The sequence below is a fragment of the Winogradskyella sp. SYSU M77433 genome, assembly GCF_029911945.1.
In the GTDB taxonomy this organism is placed as follows: domain Bacteria; phylum Bacteroidota; class Bacteroidia; order Flavobacteriales; family Flavobacteriaceae; genus Winogradskyella.
The window spans coordinates 47,737-63,866 of sequence record NZ_JARYTG010000004.1 but is presented as its reverse complement, the minus strand read 5'-3'; the positions used below and the strand labels follow the sequence as shown (position 1 = coordinate 63,866).

The 16,130-nt window shown below is 32.1% G+C and carries 19 protein-coding genes; 7 read left to right on the top strand and 12 right to left on the bottom strand.

What is annotated here, in order from left to right; translation table 11 throughout:
• Positions 1-19 precede the first annotated feature (19 nt).
• Complete coding sequence (locus QGM60_RS09025) at positions 20-1,054, top strand: DUF4238 domain-containing protein (RefSeq protein ID WP_281139923.1); 1,035 nt, start codon at positions 20-22, stop codon at positions 1,052-1,054.
• 705 nt (positions 1,055-1,759) lie between these two features.
• Here the strand turns inward: QGM60_RS09025 and QGM60_RS09020 are convergent.
• The 5 genes from QGM60_RS09020 to QGM60_RS09000 form a co-directional block, all read right to left on the bottom strand.
• Positions 1,760-2,086 carry a YegP family protein gene (locus tag QGM60_RS09020; protein WP_281139922.1) on the bottom strand — a complete coding sequence of 109 codons (327 nt, stop codon included), beginning with the start codon at positions 2,084-2,086 and terminating at the stop codon, positions 1,760-1,762.
• Positions 2,087-2,151: 65 nt separating this feature from the next.
• Positions 2,152-2,334, bottom strand: coding sequence for a hypothetical protein (locus QGM60_RS09015; protein WP_281139921.1), 183 nt, complete (start codon positions 2,332-2,334; stop codon positions 2,152-2,154).
• Positions 2,324-2,566: a hypothetical protein gene (locus tag QGM60_RS09010; protein ID WP_281139920.1), complete on the bottom strand. Its 243-nt coding sequence runs from the start codon at positions 2,564-2,566 to the stop codon at positions 2,324-2,326. Before QGM60_RS09010 ends, QGM60_RS09015 begins: the two co-directional genes overlap by 11 nt.
• Positions 2,544-2,966: a DUF5675 family protein gene (locus tag QGM60_RS09005; protein ID WP_281139919.1), complete on the bottom strand. Its 423-nt coding sequence runs from the start codon at positions 2,964-2,966 to the stop codon at positions 2,544-2,546. The genes QGM60_RS09010 and QGM60_RS09005 overlap by 23 nt, the downstream gene beginning before the upstream one ends.
• Before the next feature lie 2 nt (positions 2,967-2,968).
• Positions 2,969-3,724 carry a hypothetical protein gene (locus QGM60_RS09000; protein WP_281139918.1) on the bottom strand — a complete coding sequence of 252 codons (756 nt, stop codon included), beginning with the start codon at positions 3,722-3,724 and terminating at the stop codon, positions 2,969-2,971.
• Between the two features lie 224 nt (positions 3,725-3,948).
• Here QGM60_RS09000 and QGM60_RS08995 point away from each other — a divergent pair, with 224 nt between their 5' ends.
• The gene (locus QGM60_RS08995; protein WP_084176766.1) at positions 3,949-4,146 is read left to right on the top strand and encodes a hypothetical protein; all 198 of its coding nucleotides are present in this window, start codon (positions 3,949-3,951) and stop codon (positions 4,144-4,146) included.
• Positions 4,147-4,441: 295 nt separating this feature from the next.
• On the opposite strand, the gene QGM60_RS08990 is transcribed toward QGM60_RS08995, so the two are convergent.
• From QGM60_RS08990 to QGM60_RS08980, 3 genes are all read right to left on the bottom strand, one after another.
• Entirely contained in the window at positions 4,442-7,072 is a 2,631-nt protein-coding gene (locus tag QGM60_RS08990) for a glycoside hydrolase family 3 protein (protein ID WP_281139916.1), read from the bottom strand.
• A gap of 142 nt (positions 7,073-7,214) precedes the next feature.
• Positions 7,215-7,367, bottom strand: coding sequence for a hypothetical protein (locus tag QGM60_RS08985; protein ID WP_281139915.1), 153 nt, complete (start codon positions 7,365-7,367; stop codon positions 7,215-7,217).
• Between the two features lie 11 nt (positions 7,368-7,378).
• Positions 7,379-8,746, bottom strand: coding sequence for an NAD-dependent succinate-semialdehyde dehydrogenase (locus tag QGM60_RS08980; RefSeq protein ID WP_281139914.1), 1,368 nt, complete (start codon positions 8,744-8,746; stop codon positions 7,379-7,381).
• 188 nt (positions 8,747-8,934) lie between these two features.
• Here QGM60_RS08980 and QGM60_RS08975 point away from each other — a divergent pair, with 188 nt between their 5' ends.
• From QGM60_RS08975 to QGM60_RS08965, 3 genes are read left to right on the top strand one after another with little or no spacing between them, the layout of a single operon-like run.
• Positions 8,935-9,267: a YtxH domain-containing protein gene (locus QGM60_RS08975; RefSeq protein WP_281139913.1), complete on the top strand. Its 333-nt coding sequence runs from the start codon at positions 8,935-8,937 to the stop codon at positions 9,265-9,267.
• A 3-nt stretch (positions 9,268-9,270) separates the two neighbouring features.
• Positions 9,271-9,618 (top strand): hypothetical protein, encoded by a 348-nt coding sequence (locus QGM60_RS08970; protein ID WP_281139912.1) that lies wholly within the window; start codon positions 9,271-9,273, stop codon positions 9,616-9,618.
• A gap of 2 nt (positions 9,619-9,620) precedes the next feature.
• Positions 9,621-9,824 (top strand): DUF6327 family protein, encoded by a 204-nt coding sequence (locus QGM60_RS08965; protein WP_281139911.1) that lies wholly within the window; start codon positions 9,621-9,623, stop codon positions 9,822-9,824.
• 53 nt (positions 9,825-9,877) lie between these two features.
• Here QGM60_RS08965 and QGM60_RS08960 read toward each other — a convergent pair whose 3' ends face one another.
• Positions 9,878-10,909: an AraC family transcriptional regulator gene (locus QGM60_RS08960; RefSeq protein WP_281139910.1), complete on the bottom strand. Its 1,032-nt coding sequence runs from the start codon at positions 10,907-10,909 to the stop codon at positions 9,878-9,880.
• A 495-nt stretch (positions 10,910-11,404) separates the two neighbouring features.
• Here QGM60_RS08960 and QGM60_RS08955 point away from each other — a divergent pair, with 495 nt between their 5' ends.
• Entirely contained in the window at positions 11,405-11,854 is a 450-nt protein-coding gene (locus QGM60_RS08955) for a PA2169 family four-helix-bundle protein (RefSeq protein WP_281139909.1), read from the top strand.
• 54 nt (positions 11,855-11,908) lie between these two features.
• On the opposite strand, the gene QGM60_RS08950 is transcribed toward QGM60_RS08955, so the two are convergent.
• Positions 11,909-12,928: an AraC family transcriptional regulator gene (locus QGM60_RS08950; RefSeq protein ID WP_281139908.1), complete on the bottom strand. Its 1,020-nt coding sequence runs from the start codon at positions 12,926-12,928 to the stop codon at positions 11,909-11,911.
• A gap of 216 nt (positions 12,929-13,144) precedes the next feature.
• Between QGM60_RS08950 and QGM60_RS08945 the strand changes: the two genes are divergently transcribed.
• Positions 13,145-13,849: an SOS response-associated peptidase family protein gene (locus QGM60_RS08945; RefSeq protein ID WP_281139907.1), complete on the top strand. Its 705-nt coding sequence runs from the start codon at positions 13,145-13,147 to the stop codon at positions 13,847-13,849.
• Here QGM60_RS08945 and QGM60_RS08940 read toward each other — a convergent pair.
• Together QGM60_RS08940 and QGM60_RS08935 are read right to left on the bottom strand one after the other, a co-directional pair.
• Positions 13,830-14,879 (bottom strand): AraC family transcriptional regulator, encoded by a 1,050-nt coding sequence (locus QGM60_RS08940; protein ID WP_281139906.1) that lies wholly within the window; start codon positions 14,877-14,879, stop codon positions 13,830-13,832. The genes QGM60_RS08945 and QGM60_RS08940 overlap by 20 nt on opposite strands.
• Positions 14,880-15,065: 186 nt before the next feature.
• Complete coding sequence (locus tag QGM60_RS08935; RefSeq protein ID WP_281139905.1) at positions 15,066-16,097, bottom strand: AraC family transcriptional regulator; 1,032 nt, start codon at positions 16,095-16,097, stop codon at positions 15,066-15,068.
• Positions 16,098-16,130 lie beyond the last annotated feature (33 nt).

The following is a 16,130-nucleotide window of genomic DNA, read 5'->3' as shown; positions in this document are numbered from 1 at the left end:
TTTTTCCTGTTTATCCAAGATGTCAAAAAAGAAGAAGCATCATTATATCCCAAGATTTTACTTAAAAAGGTTTTCCATTGGCGAAACAGGTAAAAACATAGGCTTATACAATCATAAGAATAAAATTTTCATCAAAGCAGCACCAATAAAACATCAAGGTTGTGAAAACTATCTATATGGAGAAGATGAGGTAATCGAAAATGCTTTGGCCAAAATGGAAAGTGAGGTTGCTAAAATGTTTTATTATTGGACTGAAGAAAAGTTATTATACCCGCCACCAAAAGGTACAAATGGCTATATACTATTAAAGAGGTTTATAATTTATCAAGCCTATAGAACCCCTAGTTCCGGGAGACAAATAGAAGATAGTGTCAATGAAAGTATGAAAGCAATGTTAAAAGCATACCAACCAAGTATGTGGCAAAAATTAAAAGATAATACTATTGGTTTTAATAATCCGGTTCTGACGGCATTAATAGGTGCAATCGAAAATGAAAAACTATTAGATTTTCTCGATTTTGGTTTTGTTGTAAATCTTTCTCTTTTACCATTTGTTACGTCAGATTCGCCAGTTGTTTTATATAACCAGTTAATGGAAAAAGCTGGTAATTATATTGGTGCAACTGGATTGGTTGCAAAAGGGTTGCAAGTGTTTTATCCAATTCACCCTAGATTAATGATATGTTTGTACGATTCCAATGTATATGAGTTTAATAATGGGGAAAATGATTGCGGTTCAACAGAATCTATCGACGAAGTTCATCAGTTAAATTCTTTACAAATAATCAATAGTGATACTCAAATTTTCTTTAATGATTTTGTCAATAAAGAATATGCTGAATTACTTTTTGAAGGAAATGAAAGCTACAGAAATGATTTTAAGAATATTAATACGGCTTTTACAAGAGAAGGGAGAAATTTTTTCTTTATGAGTTCAAAAGACCCACATATAAATTTAAGTTTAGATTTTTTCAAATTGAAAGTAAACCCAAAGGATTTTAATGGAGAAATAGCACCATTGAGACACCCATCATTAGATACGAGAAGTGATTAACTTATAGTTTATTAATTCCCCACAAACCAAAACCCAGTTTGTTGCAAAAGCAAAAACCCTCTGTCTTTTGGTTTGTTCCGCTCGCCAACGCTATTGTAGTTTTTGGCTGCCAACACGCACACAGCACATTGCTTATTTTGCTTATAGGAATTATTTTCAAAATTGGTACAGCAAAAAAGCAAAGAGCTGTTTCCAACCCTCTCACCAAAAACTACCCAAAGCTATGTTTACATAACGGGTAGTTATAGTAGCATTCATTCACTTTCTGTACTATAACGCCATTATGTAAAATAGCTCTTTATCCACAGCTCAAATACGTTCTCAAATTAAAATGAGGGCTATTCACGAGCACCATAAAAAACAATAGAAATGAAGCGAGTAAATATCCGACATTCCCCACGCTCAATTCAGAACTGACATTGAAGTTTAGAACACACAATTTTTCCATCTTTTCCCCACCACCCATTTCAACGGTGTAGGTTACAGCAATTATTAATGTTTTGCCTTGTGTCTGCGGTAGGATGCATTACATTCGCTCAACCCCTTATCAGGGAATCGCTCTTTCCATTTACCCACCTCAACACCGCGCATAAAAAAAGAGCATTTTTAGAAAATGCCCTTTATTTATCTTTCCCACCGCTCAACATCAATAATCACTTCCACCTACGACACTTTGCCCCGAGAAAAGCGGTAGTCAATGTATATTTAAACTTCTTCGACTGGTGCGCTTGGAGCGTTTGTTTTAACGGATTCAATTCCATTTTCCATTCCGGAAAATCCCTCGTACATTTCACTTGTGCCAATTACCTGACCATTACTTGCTTTTAGATTAAAATAATGTTTACCGTTACTGGAAACCTTTCGGTCAAATTTACTATCATCTTGTGAGTTGGTTCTAACGGATTCTATACCGTTCATACAACCTGCTTTTGCAGAATATCCTTCACTTGCTAAAATTTTTTGACCATTGCTTGCTTTTAACCTAAAACGGTATTCAGATCTTGCGTCTTGATAAACTTCGAATTTTCCCATAATAATATTTGATATAATTTGTATCTAAATATACTAAAAAAGTGCTTCATTTGAAGCACTTTAGATTATGGTTTCCCTCTTTTCCGAATCCTTTGATGAATCCACTTAATTAAAATGGAAACTATGTAACTAACGACAGCACCAACAATAGCCAAAACAATGGTAGTAATCAAATCCTCAACACCAATATTCACAATGGATGAAAAGAAAGTACCACCAATAATGGCAGATTTGGTGTTATAGTCCATCGTCAACCTCATCAGTTTCTGTGTTTTCATCATCTGTGACAACTGCTTGACTTACTGCGGTGGCCACAGTTCCGGCAACGGTCATATAAGTAGCAATGGTTACCACAATGGCAGGCATCGAAATCGGTGCAGCTATGATAGCACCACCTGCAGTAGCCAATGCAATACCAATATTTCGTAAAGTCTTGAAAAATTTGGGAGTTGGTTTTTTATAACGTTCTACAATGTTCATAATTCTGTGATTTAATAGTTAATAAAATAGGTTCTTTTCGGTCTTTAGCTTGATACACCAAAGACAACAGTTTTTGCATAGCATTTTTAGAGTAAACGCCCTTTCCTATATCACTCAAATACGTTACTGGAGCAATACACCCTTGAAGCTCTTTTAAGGCATCATTGGCAGGATGAAACAAAATGAAACTTCTGTCTTTTACAGCCTTCAAAATCAAATGATGCTTAAACCGTTTAGAAAAACGCGGCTCAATTTCATAAACACCTTCAGGAATGCAGGAAATGTTTCGCTTGTTATCGTTCCAGGGCAATTCGATGGTATAGCAAAGGAATTTGTTAGAATTAAAGAGAGCACCATTGGTGCCCTCTTCAAAATAGGCTCTATGCAGCACTAATTCCATACTTAAGGAGTATCTACGATAACAATTGCCAAAGCGTTGTAAGCACCGTTCTTAAGCTCGTACATTTGTCCGTTTACCTCTTGGTAAAACTCAACACCAAGCACCTGAACAACAGGAAGCGTAGAGTTAGCAGTCAAAGAAGCGGTCAAGGCAATGGCGGCAGTATCAGCAGCTGTATATGGAAGAATAGCAGTCTCATCATTTTCAAATGTTGAAGTTTCATTCTCAAAATCCAATTCAGAAGCACCCATTACCACCTTAAAATGAGTTGTTCCAGTTGGAGCTGCAACCCTAACCGTTGGAGAAAATGCATCAAGGTTTACAGTAGCATCACCAGAAACACGGTCAAAAGCATTTGTAAACGGAGCAAAAAGTGTTGTGCCTAACTTTCCATTCAAATTGAATTCAAAGCTATTTAACAAGCTTAAATCACCATCTTGTAAGGTTCTCAAACCTCTTTCATTGGTTGTGTCTGTTTTGGTAACCGCAACAAGTGTTTTCGTCAAACGAGAAACCACACGTTTGTCTTTTGCATTTTGCAAAAGAATACGAATAGCATTTCTTAAGAGCTTACCACCTTTACCAGCGCGCCCAAATTCAGACCCATTTTCGCGCGTTCTCTGAAACGCAGGATCATTTGCAATACGATTGGCATCCACACCCCCTTTTTCACGTGCCAGATGTCCGTCAGTCGTTTTGTAAAAGGAAATACCACCGATAGTTCCTTTTAGTTTAATAATTCCAGTTTGTTTTGCCATAATAATTCGTTTTTTGATTTAACTATCCAAATCAACTAACTTTACAGCATCCAAGGAAAAACAGGATTCCGTTTTTGGACATTCATTCCGATACAGCCAAAAACGTCATTAAAATATTGAAAACCCTATCGGGATTTCCAACATTTTAACAACGCATCACCATCACCATAATCATAAAACAATGAAGTATGGATGATGTACGGATAAAGCATAGATAAAGTATTATGACCCCAAAAAGAGCTTGCATATACCCAAAAGATATTCAGCGTATCACAGGACGAAGTGAACGCTATGGGCGTAAGCTTTTAAATGATATTAGAAACTACTTTGGAAAAGAATCCTACCAATTCGTCACAATAAAAGAGTTTGTTGAATACAGCGGAATAGAAGAGGAAATTGTCAACAAATATTTAATAGATTAATCATAATATTTGATACAAATTGACTGGTTTTAATGGAGTTAAAATTGTAAATTTGTAGTAAGACGTTCAGATAAATAATACTATTTCAAACTAACAGATAGGTCTACAATTCGGTTAACACTGTTTTAGTCTGCTTCTGGAAGTATTAATTTTACTACATAGTGGCAGTTTAGTTATCATCCTGCCACCCCGACAAAAAGCCTAAGACAATATGTTTTAGGCTTTTTTTATTTAAAATCACAGGTTAGTTGATGCTGTTGTGTTTTATAAAAATTTTAAAGAGTCACTGAGTGAATTATAGATTTTTCATTTCTAAAAAGCCTTTAATTTTGAATTTCTCGGAAATAACTTCGGTAGAAGCTGTGTGGTTACTGTTTTTAAAACCAGGTTGTTCGCCACCTACATACAGCGTGAAATTGCCTTTCTCAATAACTCGTTTTGTTTCCTTGTTTATAATAGAAAGCTGTCTTGGTGTTATTGTAAAGTTAACCGATTTAGATTCGTTTGGTTTTAAATGAATACGGTCAAATCCAACAAGTTGTCTTATTGGTCTTGGGGTAGAGGCTTTTTCATCTGTAATGTAAACTTGAACAACTTCATCACCTGCATAATTTCCAGTATTGGTAACCGTTACCGATAGGTTTAGATTTTCACCAGCATGAATTTGTTTTTCAAATTTCAGATTTGAATAGTTGAAGGTTGTATAGCTTAATCCATATCCGAAAGGATATAGAGGTTCTCCTTCAAAATAGCGATAGGTTCTACCTTTCATATTGTAATCTTCAAAAGCAGGTAAATCTTCCAAGGCATTATAATACGTAATTGGTAATCTTCCTGCAGGATTATAGTCTCCAAAAAGTACATCAGCTAGAGCGTTACCACCTTCTTCTCCAGGGTAACCAACATTAATAATACCATCGATATGTTCTTTAGCCCAGTTTATAGCTAAGGCACTTCCTGCATTAATAACCAGAATCACAGGTTTACCTGTAGCTTTTATAGCTTTTAGTAATTCGGTTTGTTGTTTTGGTAGATCCAAATCTTTTTTGTCACCACCTTCACCTTCCAAACGTTGAGATAAGCCTAAAACTACAATGGAAAGATCTGCTTGTTTTGCTATTTTAACAGCTTCCTGAATGTTGTCGGTATCTGTTTTTGCCCATAACATTTGAGCCAAAGCATTGGTCTCATCACTAAAATAGGAAACTTCTATCTCATACTTTTTTCCTGCCTCTAGATTTAAAACACTTGTAGCATATTTGGGATGATGTGCCGATCCTTTACCATTGTTAATGTCTTGCCCTTCAATTTTTAAAGACATACCACGTTTTGATAAAATCGCTAATTCATAAGAACCAGATGTTGCAGGTACCAAATAGCCTTTCCATAATACAGAGAAATTATCATCTAAATCTTTAGAAATAGGATCATTTTGCCATGAAAAATCAATGTTATCATCAATACGTTGTAGTACAGGTTTGCCTTCCCATTTTACGTTGTTAAAGTAAGACGCTTCTAAACCTTGTTTACCATCCATGGTTTCAAAAAATACAGAAGGAATAGGTTTTAAATTTAAAGCATCTTCTGAAAGATGGCAGCCTTCAGCATATGAAATATTAATAACAGGTTCAACTTTGTTTTTTAATCCGGTTAAAAATGTAACAGGATTTTTTGGTGTGCCATGGTAGTTTCCTAAAAGCGATTCCCAGTTATCGGCATTCGGGCCAATTATAGCAATGTTTTTAAGTTTGGTTTTGTTTAAAGGCAATACATTATTGTCATTTTTTAAAAGTATGATGCTTTCTAGAGCAGCCTTTTTAGCCAAACTATTATGTGCATCAGAGCAAACAATATCATAAGGAATTTTAGAATATGCTACTTTACTATCATCATCAAACATGCCTAATTTAAAACGAGCTAACATAGTTCGCTTTACAGCGATATTAATATCTTCCTCACTAACTAAACCTAACTTTAAAGCTTCGATTAAATAGTTGTAGTATCTACCACAGTTAAGATCGCAACCACCTTTTAGGCCAATTGAAGCGGCTTCAGATTTTGTTTTTGCAATGTGATGTCCTGTATGAATATCACCAATAGCACCGCAATCGGATACCACATATCCTTCAAAACCCCAATCGTCTCTTAAAATTTTATTTAGTAAGAAGTCGCTACCACTGCAAGATTCACCTCTAAAACGGTTATAAGCACCCATAATAGAATATACTTTAGCGTCTACAACGGTTTTTCTGAATGCTGGTAAATAGGTTTCATACAAATCGATATCACTAACATCAATATCAAAAGAATGTCTTAAGGCTTCAGGGCCAGAATGAACTGCAAAGTGCTTTGAGGTTGCTATTGTCTTAAAATATTTAGGATCGTCTCCTTGAAGACCAATAATAAATTGAGAAGCCAATTCTCCAGTTAAGTAAGGATCTTCACCGTAAGTTTCATGTCCTCGTCCCCAACGTGGATCGCGAAAAATATTGATGTTTGGTGACCAAAAGTCTAAGCCTGTATAAATACCTCTTTTGTTTTTCCTAACAAAGTTATGATGTTTAGCTCTGGCTTCGTCTGAAATGACATCTCCTATATCTTTAAGAAGTGATTTATTAAAAGAAGCAGCAACAGAAATTGATTGTGGAAACACTGTAGCATAACCAGCTCTAGCAACACCATGTAGGCTTTCGTTCCACCAATTATATTCAGGTACTTTTAGTCTTGGAATAGCTTCAGCATCATTTACTAGTTGGCTAATTTTTTCCTCATTAGTCATTTGGCTAACTAGGATATCTACCCGTTCGTCAAAAGGTAAATCTGTATTTAAATAAGAAAAATCAATTGCTGTGTTTTGAGCAATTCCGAAATAGTTAATAAGTAAAAAAAGAGTAATGGTACCTAATTTGGATAGATTTGATGTCATGCTTGTTTTTATTTATTCAATAATAATGAAATCGATTACATTGAACAAAATTTGGACATGAAATAGTTAAATCTATATAAGGGTTATACAGGAATTTATAATTAAAAAAAGGTAACCAATATTAGAGTTACCTTTTCTATTTTTAAAACCATTCAAAATGTATTCCTGATGCAACTACTGCTGCTACTAAAATAGCAAGAGTGATAATGATAAACTTTGCTCCAAATTTGGTTTTTGTGTCTTTTTGAAAAATATAATCTCGTCTATCTTCTTCGTCTTCTTTTACAAATTTCATAATTCTCGATTTTATTTATTAATGTATATAGTTTTCGTATTTACAAACTCTAAAATCCCTTCTTTAGAAAGTTCTCTACCATAACCAGAGGCTTTGGTACCACCGAATGGTAATCTAGGGTCAGATTTCACCATTTCATTAATGAAAAAAGCCCCATCTTCTATGTCTAAAATTCTTTCAGTAGCTTTTTCATAATCTTCAGTAAATACCATTGAACCTAATCCAAATCTTGAATCTAATGCTATCTGATAAGCCTCTTCTTCGTTACTGACCTTAATTATTGCAGCAATAGGGCCGAAGGTTTCTTCTCTAAAAACAGGCATTTCTCTTGTAATATTTGTAAGAATGGTTGGCTCATAATAAGCATTACTTCTAGAGTTACCATAATGAACTTTAGCACCTAAATCAATAGATTTTTTAACTTGATCTTCTAACGTATCAGCCAAATCTGGTCTTGCTAAGCACGAAATTGTGGTTTCCGTATTCTCAGGGTTATTGTACTTTAGGTTTTCAACTTTTTCAGTGAACTTTTCTAAAAATTCATCATATATCTCTTCTACGACTACAAAACGTTTTGCTGCAATGCAACTTTGTCCAGAATTCTGCATTCTAGCTTTTACGATAGTGTCAATATGTTTATCCAAGTCAGCATCTTTAAGAATAATACAGGCATTATTACCACCTAGTTCTAATACACATTTTTTTAGATGTTTTCCAGCGGTTTCGGCTATGCTTTTTCCAGCTTTTTCACTTCCTGTAAGTGATACCGCTTTTATAATATCATTTCCGATTAGTTCTTCTATATCTTCATGTTTAGCTAACAGTGTTTGAAAACAACCTTTAGGAAATCCTGCTTTTATAAAAAGTTCTTCAATTGCTAAAGCGCATCCTGTTACGTTTGAAGCATGTTTTAAAAGACCAACGTTACCAGCAGTTAGTGTTGGTATAGCAAATCTAAATACTTGCCAAAAAGGATAATTCCAAGGCATAACCGCTAGGATACAACCTAAAGGGTCGTAACTTATAAAACTCTCATGAGCATCCGTTTTAATTATGGAGTCAGCTAAGAAATCTTCAGCATTTTGGGCATAAAAATCAATTAAGAAAATACACTTCTCAATTTCAGCAATACTTTCTGAAATAGGTTTCCCCATTTCTTTAGTCATGAGTAAACTGAGGCTGGTTTTATCATTTTCTAATTCATCAGCTAAATTGGATAGTAACTCAACACGATCTGAGATTTCAGTTGTTTTCCAGGATTTAAATTCCTCGTTGGCTAAGTTCAATTTTTCTTTTAGTTCTTCTTTAGAATGAAGTGTGTAAGATTCTAATGTTTCACCATTATAAGGGTTAGTAGTTGTTATTTTATTGTTATTCATGATTTTTTTTTTAAGCTTTTTACCAAATTTAAGTTTAACTCATGGATATTATTAGTTGTTATAATAAAAGTTTTAACGCTAACAATAGATTGTATTTACGTCAATATTAATGTCTTTCGAGTCAAGTAAAACCGCATATAGTTGCGATATTTGAATAAACAAAATTATTAACATAAAAACATTATAAGATGAGTAATAACGGAAATACAGTTTTAGGAATTTTAGCAGGTACAGCAGTAGGTGCAGTTCTAGGAATATTATTTGCACCAGATAAAGGAAGTGAAACCCGTAGAAAAATAGCTGAGGAAGCAGCGGCAAAACGTGATGTTATGGCTACAAAAGCTTCTGAGTTAAGAGATACGGTTGGAAATTCTATTGCTTCACACAAACAGACTTTAGATCACCAAGTGGAGTCTATCGTATCTAATGCGAGTTATAAAGCAGAAGATGTTATAACTACATTAGAAGATAAATTAAAGGAATTAAAGTTAAAGAACAAGAAACTTCAAAAAAACGCCTAATCAATGAGTGTTTTTGAATCTTTAAATAATACAACTGATAAAGCTACAGGTATTGGTGAACGCTATATTAAAGCGTCTCACCAATATCTACGATTAAAAATTTTCCAACAGCTAACGTCTTCTGTTAGTTTAATGGCTAAAGTTTTAATTATTGGTGGTTTTTTATTTGTTGGATTTATCTTTTGTTCCATAGCATTAGCTATTGAAATAGGGAGAAGTCTTAATTCTTTAGCTTTAGGTTGCCTAATTGTAGGCTTAATGTTTATGGTAATAGGTTTTATTCTTTTTAAAACTAGAAAGAAGATCAATTCAATAATTATAAAGAAAATCGGTTTAAACTTTTTTAAATAGAAATGGATAATTATACTTCTTTTGAACAGATAGAGAAAGATCTTAAGCGCTATAAACTAGAGCGAGATATTGCATGGGAAGAGTTAAAACTTATGAAAAATGAGTATAAGGAAGATTTAAAACCTATGAATTGGGTGAGTACAGCAATAAAAATTACAAGTAAATATAGTTTTATTGCTTTACTCAGAAAATGGATCTTTAAATAGAAAAAGGCTAACTTTTAAGTTAGCCTTTTTTTTTGCTCTATGCATGGTATTTATTAAGCAACCATTACTTTGGGTATGATCTGTTTCTTAAACTGGTTGGGTGTTACACCGTACTTTTCCTTAAATATTTTAGAGAAATAACTTCTGCTTGTAAATCCAATAGTATATACTACCTGGGAAATGTTTAAATCTGTAGTTCTTAATAAGTGTCTAGCAGATTCCAATCTTATATGTCTTATATATTCAGTAACTGTTTTGGTATAAAGAAATTTAAAACCGTCTTGTAGCTTTGCTTGTGAAAGACCAGATTCTGCGGATAAATCTTCAAGATTGTAATCTACAGAAGGACTTGCTTTAATTTTTTCACCTAATTTTCTAACTTTTTTAAGTTCACTTTTTACCAATGATGTTGGTAAAGGCACACCTTTAGTCTGTTTACTGTATTCTTGAATATGCATTGAGATTATTTCATAAACCTTAGCTTCCATTTTTAGAATACGTGTCATATTCTTTGTTTTTGTTTCATGCAGCTCCTCAACAAAATCTGCCATTTTTAGATTAAGCATTCCATGATGAACAAATCTATTTTCATGGTTTGTGTCAGTAAAGATTTCTTTAAGTTGCTTATTAAGGGAAGATAGTTTTGCAGTTTTTTTCTGTAAAAACTCTTTTCTTTCTATTTGTATGATATTTGTTTCAACTTCAACATCTTTTTTATAGTGAAGATAGTTTACACCTTCAGACTTATTAGAAAAAATCAATGATTGAAACTGTTCAACCAATTTTTCTTCTTTATGAATACCGAATTTGTGTAAAAATTCACCTTTTAGACAGTAAATAAATCTTAATGGATTATAATCTGAAGGATCAACTTTGAAAATAACGTCTTCAAAGTAAGTCATTTTTTGGATTAATAAATGGATTCCAAAATCAAAATGGATGATTCTGATTGAACCTCTAGCAATATTATTATTTACAGTTAAAACTGTTTCTCCCCAATCTTCGCTTATTTCACCTCCAATCTTGTACTTAAATTGATCAATAACATTTTCGGAGCTATTCGCACTGATAAGTATTTCTTTCATAATTGATTGTTTTGGTGTTATACTTAATATACGCTTTAGCTGTAAGACGAGATGTTAACGTTTTCTTATTGTTTTGTATCATCAAAGCCTCAAATGCGCATACCTTGAATATAAAGTTAGGCTAAAGAGAAGTATCAATCAACTAAATATCTAATACCGCTATTTATTTTTTTAAATGAGCAAATCTTAGTGAAATAAGGGCAAAAATTTTGGGATGATGTTAACATTTGGCGCATTTTATTTTATTCAGAATAGAGAAAGCCCTTTTATAAACTTCAAAAAGAAAGGTTTTTTAAAATGTTTTGAGCTTGCTTATTTATATTGAATTTATTGGTATTGCGTCAACCTTTACGGCATTTGCATCAAACTAAAATTAGCTATCGGACTAATTTAGTGGTGTCAAAAAAAGTAAGTGTTATTATTTATTAGCACAAGATGATAAGTGGTATACATCTAAAAAAAAGATATCTATAACGCACAAAAAAATCTTAAATTATGAGTACTTACACAGAAGAAGTAGGAAAAAAGTTAAATGATTTATTGGAAAAAACGTATGACGCAGAAAAAGGTTTTAAGAAAGCAGCTGAGAATGTTGAAAATCCTTCTCTCAAGTCTTATTTTAGTGATAAGGCGCAAGAGCGTTATAATTTTGGACATGAATTGAAAAGTGAGCTAGTAAGCTTTAATCAAGAAATTGATAAAGGTGGAAGCGCTACAGGTACACTTCACAGAGCTTGGATGGATGTAAAAAGTCTATTTTCAAGTGAGGATGAAGAGTCTATGCTTGAAGAAGCCATAAAAGGTGAAAGAGCAGCTATCAATGAATACAAAGAAGTTATTAACGACACAAGTCTGCCATTGAGTACTAAATCTATTTTAGAATCTCAAAAGACTAAAATTGAAAATGGTCTTTCTAAAATTAAAACTTTAGAAAATTTTAGCTAAAAATAGCCTAATATTTTGGTAAAAAAAGAGCGTTGCATAGCGTTCTTTTTTTATTTATTTTTTTCTTTTTCTAAAGGTGCTAGGACTGCATCCAAATCTTAATTTAAAGATTTTACAAAAGTAGCTTCTACTCATTATTCCTATTTTGTAAACCACTTCAGAGACATTGAGATCAGTTGTTAAAAACAGTTGTTCTGCATAGTCTAAGCGTTTACTTCTTATATAATCAGCCACTGTAGTACCATGCATGTATTTAAAACCCTCCTGAAGTTTTACTGGAGATAAACCCGCTTTTTTGCAAAGTGACTTAATATCATGTTGTAAATCTAGATTTTCTGTAATAAACTCTGAAATTTTCCTAACACTTTGCAATTCGCTTGTTTTAAGGTTAGAATCTTTTTTCATGATGTAGATTTCTTTATGAAACTCATTCATGAACTGTGCTAATGTCTTTTGATAGTTTCCTTTCATATCCATTATATCCAATAACCCATCACTGATACCAAAAGGTTTTGTTTCATACAAACTTTCAGCAAGTTTTAAATTTTTAGTGCAACTGTAAGGGTATAAATCGAGTTCCTCAAGAGCACTTAAGACCTCTTCTGTTCTAGAGCGTTTTTGGTCATTAGAAGAAAGTGCTTCAAACTCTTTGAATACTATATTTTTATCAATACAAATTATACTTAATCTGAGAGAATTAGAAGGTTTTAATGATAAGTAACTCTTAGTTTCTGATTGACTACCAACAATTGAAGGACAGAGTTCTTCAATACGAAATAGGGTGTTTTTGTTATTGAATTTATGATAAACTATACCTTCAGTACAGTAAATGAAATATAGATAATCTTTGTGATTATTGAAAAGTTCAAGGGTTAGAGCTTGCCTCAACAATACATCAAATTCTAAAACCTTAAATCCGTTATCTAATTTTAAGAATCTAATAATGCCTTTTCCTGTGGTACTTTTTAAATGGTGATCATAGATGTGCCTATTAACCTCTAGATCGTGTAGATAATCTAACGCTAAAATTTGATGCGTATCGATTGAAGAAAATCCTATTTGAGTCATTGACATAAATTCGGTTTTTAATAGGTTATGGTCTGATTATCTGTTATTTGTAAATTTAGCATTGAAAGTGTAGAGTCTTGACATAATAAAATATTTGTTTAACTCTATTGGGAATTTAAATGAGATAATTTGTGATTCCAAATGATTTAATTGAGCCCTTATTTTATGCATATAAGGCAATGTGTTTAATGTTAATATTGGAACTTGCACAAAAAAGTAGGGATGTTTTACAAGTTGTCTAATACAGCTGATTTGCAATGTGTTGAAGAAGTATTTAATACTAAATTTAAATATCCATCACTTTATAAAAAAAACATGGTTATTAATGGTTTGGCTGAAGAGTCGTTGCCAATTATTACTTCAGAACAAAATAACATTATTAATTATGGTATTTGGGGCTTAATGCCAGAGCAGTATAAAGATGAATGGGAAAACTTTCAGAATTTAGATAATACCTTAGATATTTCTTTGTGTGATGTTAATGAATCTGACTGGATTAAGAATATTTTTCTTAACAACCATTGTCTTATAATTATTACAGGTTTCTTTACTTCCTATTTATATGATGGCGAAGTATATCCGTATTATGTTCATCTAAAAGATAACAAACCTTTTGCTGTAGCAGGTATTTTCTCAAAATTAAAAGATGGTTTTATTTCTGTAAGTCTATTAACATCAGCAATTAGTAGTAAGCTGGCAACAGTTCATAATCTTGGAAAGGAGTTCCCGATAATTTTAGAATCTAAAGATTATTATAATTGGTTAAATGATGATTTAGATATCGAAAACTTAGATAATAGAAAATATATAGAAGAATCCTTAGAAGCCTACACAATTTCTAAAGATTTTTTCAAAAATAATATCGTTTATGATACTGTTTTAGAGCCCGTAAACTATAAAAATTTACCTATCCCTCTTCTGAAATAGAACTTTTTGATCTTACCAATTCTTTATAGTCTGCAGGCAATATATTATAATTGTCGTAGAAAATTTTGGAAAAATAACTTCTGCTTTTATAACCTATTTGATATACAATTTCAGAAATAGAAAATTCGGTACTTTCTATAAGTTCTCTTGCTAGTTCTAATTTTTTTGTTCGTATATACTCATTAACAGATTTTCCATATAACAATTTAAAACCGGTTTGCATCTTTTTTGGACTAAAGGCGTGCATATCAGCTAAGTCTTTAACGGTAAAAGAATCGTGAAGATTTTCACATATATATTTGGTAACGGCTTTGGTTTTATTTAAATCTGTTTTTGAAATTGAATTAGGTAAGGAAAGCTTTGTCTCGTAACTTTTGTGCTCAAGGATTTGTAGGGCAAGAATAAGGTTTAACTGTCCTTCAATATTCATGGAGCGCACAATACCATAGTTGGCTTCGGCATTTAATGTTTCTATAATATCGGCTAGCTTTAAATTAAAATTTCCCAAGTGCTTATAGGGCAAAAATTCACTTTTTCCACTTAAAATTGACTTAAGTGACTTTTGTAAAGTATCAATGTAGTTATTGGACTTATTAGAATATTGATCTCCAATAATTTTAATAACATTCAATTTGATATCCTCACCACTTGGGAATATAAATGTATTATTAGAATTCGGTAGATTTGAGAGTATTGTATTCTGGTACCTTTGAAGCTTAACTAAATTTTGGTTTTTTCCTGTATGCTCTGAGGTGTATAATAGATTACCTTCAGACACAAACAAGAATTCTATTGGATTAGATTGTGCTATTTCAAACACTAACTTTATTTTTTCATTAAAGTGAACATCATAATCCAATAGGGAAATTCCCCAATCAAAAATGATATTTCTAATGACACCTTTGCCAATTTCATTATCAAAAGTTAGAATATGTTCATTATATGTGGCGTTGCTTTCGCCATTAATCACTTTATTTATTTGTTCTATTATAGGTTGGTTAAGTGATAAATCTACATGTATTTCTTTCATTTTCAGCTCACCTAATAAACTCATTTATATGAGTGTATGTTTATTCAATTTGGTGATACAAAAAAATAGTTTAACAAAAAATAGGTTAACAATATTGAAACAAAGAGTAACAGTATTGGGTAGTTTTGTTAAAATTTTATGTAATTTTAATGAACATTCATAAAAAATACTCTACTTAAAAAGATATTAAGCTGTCTTGTCTTTTCTTACCTGATCAAGGTATTCTTTTGGAGTAAGCTTATATTTTTCTTTAAAAAGCTTAGAAAAGTAACTTCTGGAATTTATTCCTATTGAATATGTAATTTCGGTAATATTTAAATCGGTATTTTCAATGAGCTCTTTGGCTTTGATAATACGTTTAGATTTTACATAATCATTAACACTACTATTAAACAAGTGTTGAAAACCAGACTGTAGAGTATTTTGATTTAACCCTACCTTTTTAGCTAATTGATTAACGCTGTAATTTGCAGCTAAATCTTCATTTACAATTTTGGCTGCTTTTTCTACTTTATCTATAGTAGAACGTCTTAAAATTTGCCTTTTTTTAGGATCGTTTAAATCATCTGTGTATTGTTGAAAATGTAAGGTTAAAATCTCATAAGTCTTAGATTCTATAAACATTGATTTTACCAGACCTTCAGATTCACAATTCTTAATAGCATCAATAGCCTCAGAAATTTCCATTGAATATTGACCTTTATAGCTAAAGAGGTTAACTCCATTAACATCTTTAAATATGGTTTCAAGATCAGAACCCATATTATCTTCAAAATGGTCTAGTTTTTTTTCAAATTCTTTTCTGTTGATATAGATTTTTATAAAGCTTGTAGCTTTGTTTTTATGAATTAAAAGAGTGTTGTAATCTTTCATGTCGTTTGAAAACATTAGGCTTTCAAAACGTTCTATTTTGTTTTCATTTTCATTGGAAGAGTTGGAGTGCGTCACCTTAGATTCTACATTAAATAATAGAATCAGCGGATTCAGTTCATCTTTTTTAAAACGAATTCTAAACGATTTATTCAATAAAACGTCAACTTCTATAAGCGAAATACCATTTTCAAAACTAATAGCTTTGATATGACCATCGCCAAGTTCTTTGGGAATATCAATACAATATTCATTGTTCTCCTTTTCAATCTTAACTTCGAGATTTTCAGAAAGAAGTTTTACAATATCTACGCTGTTATCAGCTTTTAAAGTTGCAGATTTATACATGATAGTCCGTTGGTTCAGCCTTTATGCTGAACA

What these genes read in the sequence shown, in the direction of transcription:
- QGM60_RS09020 (WP_281139922.1), bottom strand. Translation starts at nt 2,086, where the DNA reads ATGGGAAAATTCGAAGTTTATCAAGACGCAAGATCTGAATACCGTTTT.
- QGM60_RS08975 (WP_281139913.1), top strand. Translation starts at nt 8,935, where the DNA reads ATGAGTAATAACGGAAATACAGTTTTAGGAATTTTAGCAGGTACAGCA.
- QGM60_RS08950 (WP_281139908.1), bottom strand. Translation starts at nt 12,928, where the DNA reads ATGTCAATGACTCAAATAGGATTTTCTTCAATCGATACGCATCAAATT.
- QGM60_RS08990 (WP_281139916.1), bottom strand. Translation starts at nt 7,072, where the DNA reads ATGACATCAAATCTATCCAAATTAGGTACCATTACTCTTTTTTTACTT.
- QGM60_RS08960 (WP_281139910.1), bottom strand. Translation starts at nt 10,909, where the DNA reads ATGAAAGAAATACTTATCAGTGCGAATAGCTCCGAAAATGTTATTGAT.
- QGM60_RS08935 (WP_281139905.1), bottom strand. Translation starts at nt 16,097, where the DNA reads ATGTATAAATCTGCAACTTTAAAAGCTGATAACAGCGTAGATATTGTA.
- QGM60_RS09000 (WP_281139918.1), bottom strand. Translation starts at nt 3,724, where the DNA reads ATGGCAAAACAAACTGGAATTATTAAACTAAAAGGAACTATCGGTGGT.
- QGM60_RS08970 (WP_281139912.1), top strand. Translation starts at nt 9,271, where the DNA reads ATGAGTGTTTTTGAATCTTTAAATAATACAACTGATAAAGCTACAGGT.
- QGM60_RS08940 (WP_281139906.1), bottom strand. Translation starts at nt 14,879, where the DNA reads ATGAAAGAAATACATGTAGATTTATCACTTAACCAACCTATAATAGAA.
- QGM60_RS08955 (WP_281139909.1), top strand. Translation starts at nt 11,405, where the DNA reads ATGAGTACTTACACAGAAGAAGTAGGAAAAAAGTTAAATGATTTATTG.
- QGM60_RS08965 (WP_281139911.1), top strand. Translation starts at nt 9,621, where the DNA reads ATGGATAATTATACTTCTTTTGAACAGATAGAGAAAGATCTTAAGCGC.
- QGM60_RS08945 (WP_281139907.1), top strand. Translation starts at nt 13,145, where the DNA reads ATGTTTTACAAGTTGTCTAATACAGCTGATTTGCAATGTGTTGAAGAA.
- QGM60_RS08995 (WP_084176766.1), top strand. Translation starts at nt 3,949, where the DNA reads ATGACCCCAAAAAGAGCTTGCATATACCCAAAAGATATTCAGCGTATC.
- QGM60_RS08985 (WP_281139915.1), bottom strand. Translation starts at nt 7,367, where the DNA reads ATGAAATTTGTAAAAGAAGACGAAGAAGATAGACGAGATTATATTTTT.
- QGM60_RS09025 (WP_281139923.1), top strand. Translation starts at nt 20, where the DNA reads ATGTCAAAAAAGAAGAAGCATCATTATATCCCAAGATTTTACTTAAAA.
- QGM60_RS09010 (WP_281139920.1), bottom strand. Translation starts at nt 2,566, where the DNA reads ATGAACATTGTAGAACGTTATAAAAAACCAACTCCCAAATTTTTCAAG.
- QGM60_RS09015 (WP_281139921.1), bottom strand. Translation starts at nt 2,334, where the DNA reads ATGGACTATAACACCAAATCTGCCATTATTGGTGGTACTTTCTTTTCA.
- QGM60_RS08980 (WP_281139914.1), bottom strand. Translation starts at nt 8,746, where the DNA reads ATGAATAACAATAAAATAACAACTACTAACCCTTATAATGGTGAAACA.
- QGM60_RS09005 (WP_281139919.1), bottom strand. Translation starts at nt 2,966, where the DNA reads ATGGAATTAGTGCTGCATAGAGCCTATTTTGAAGAGGGCACCAATGGT.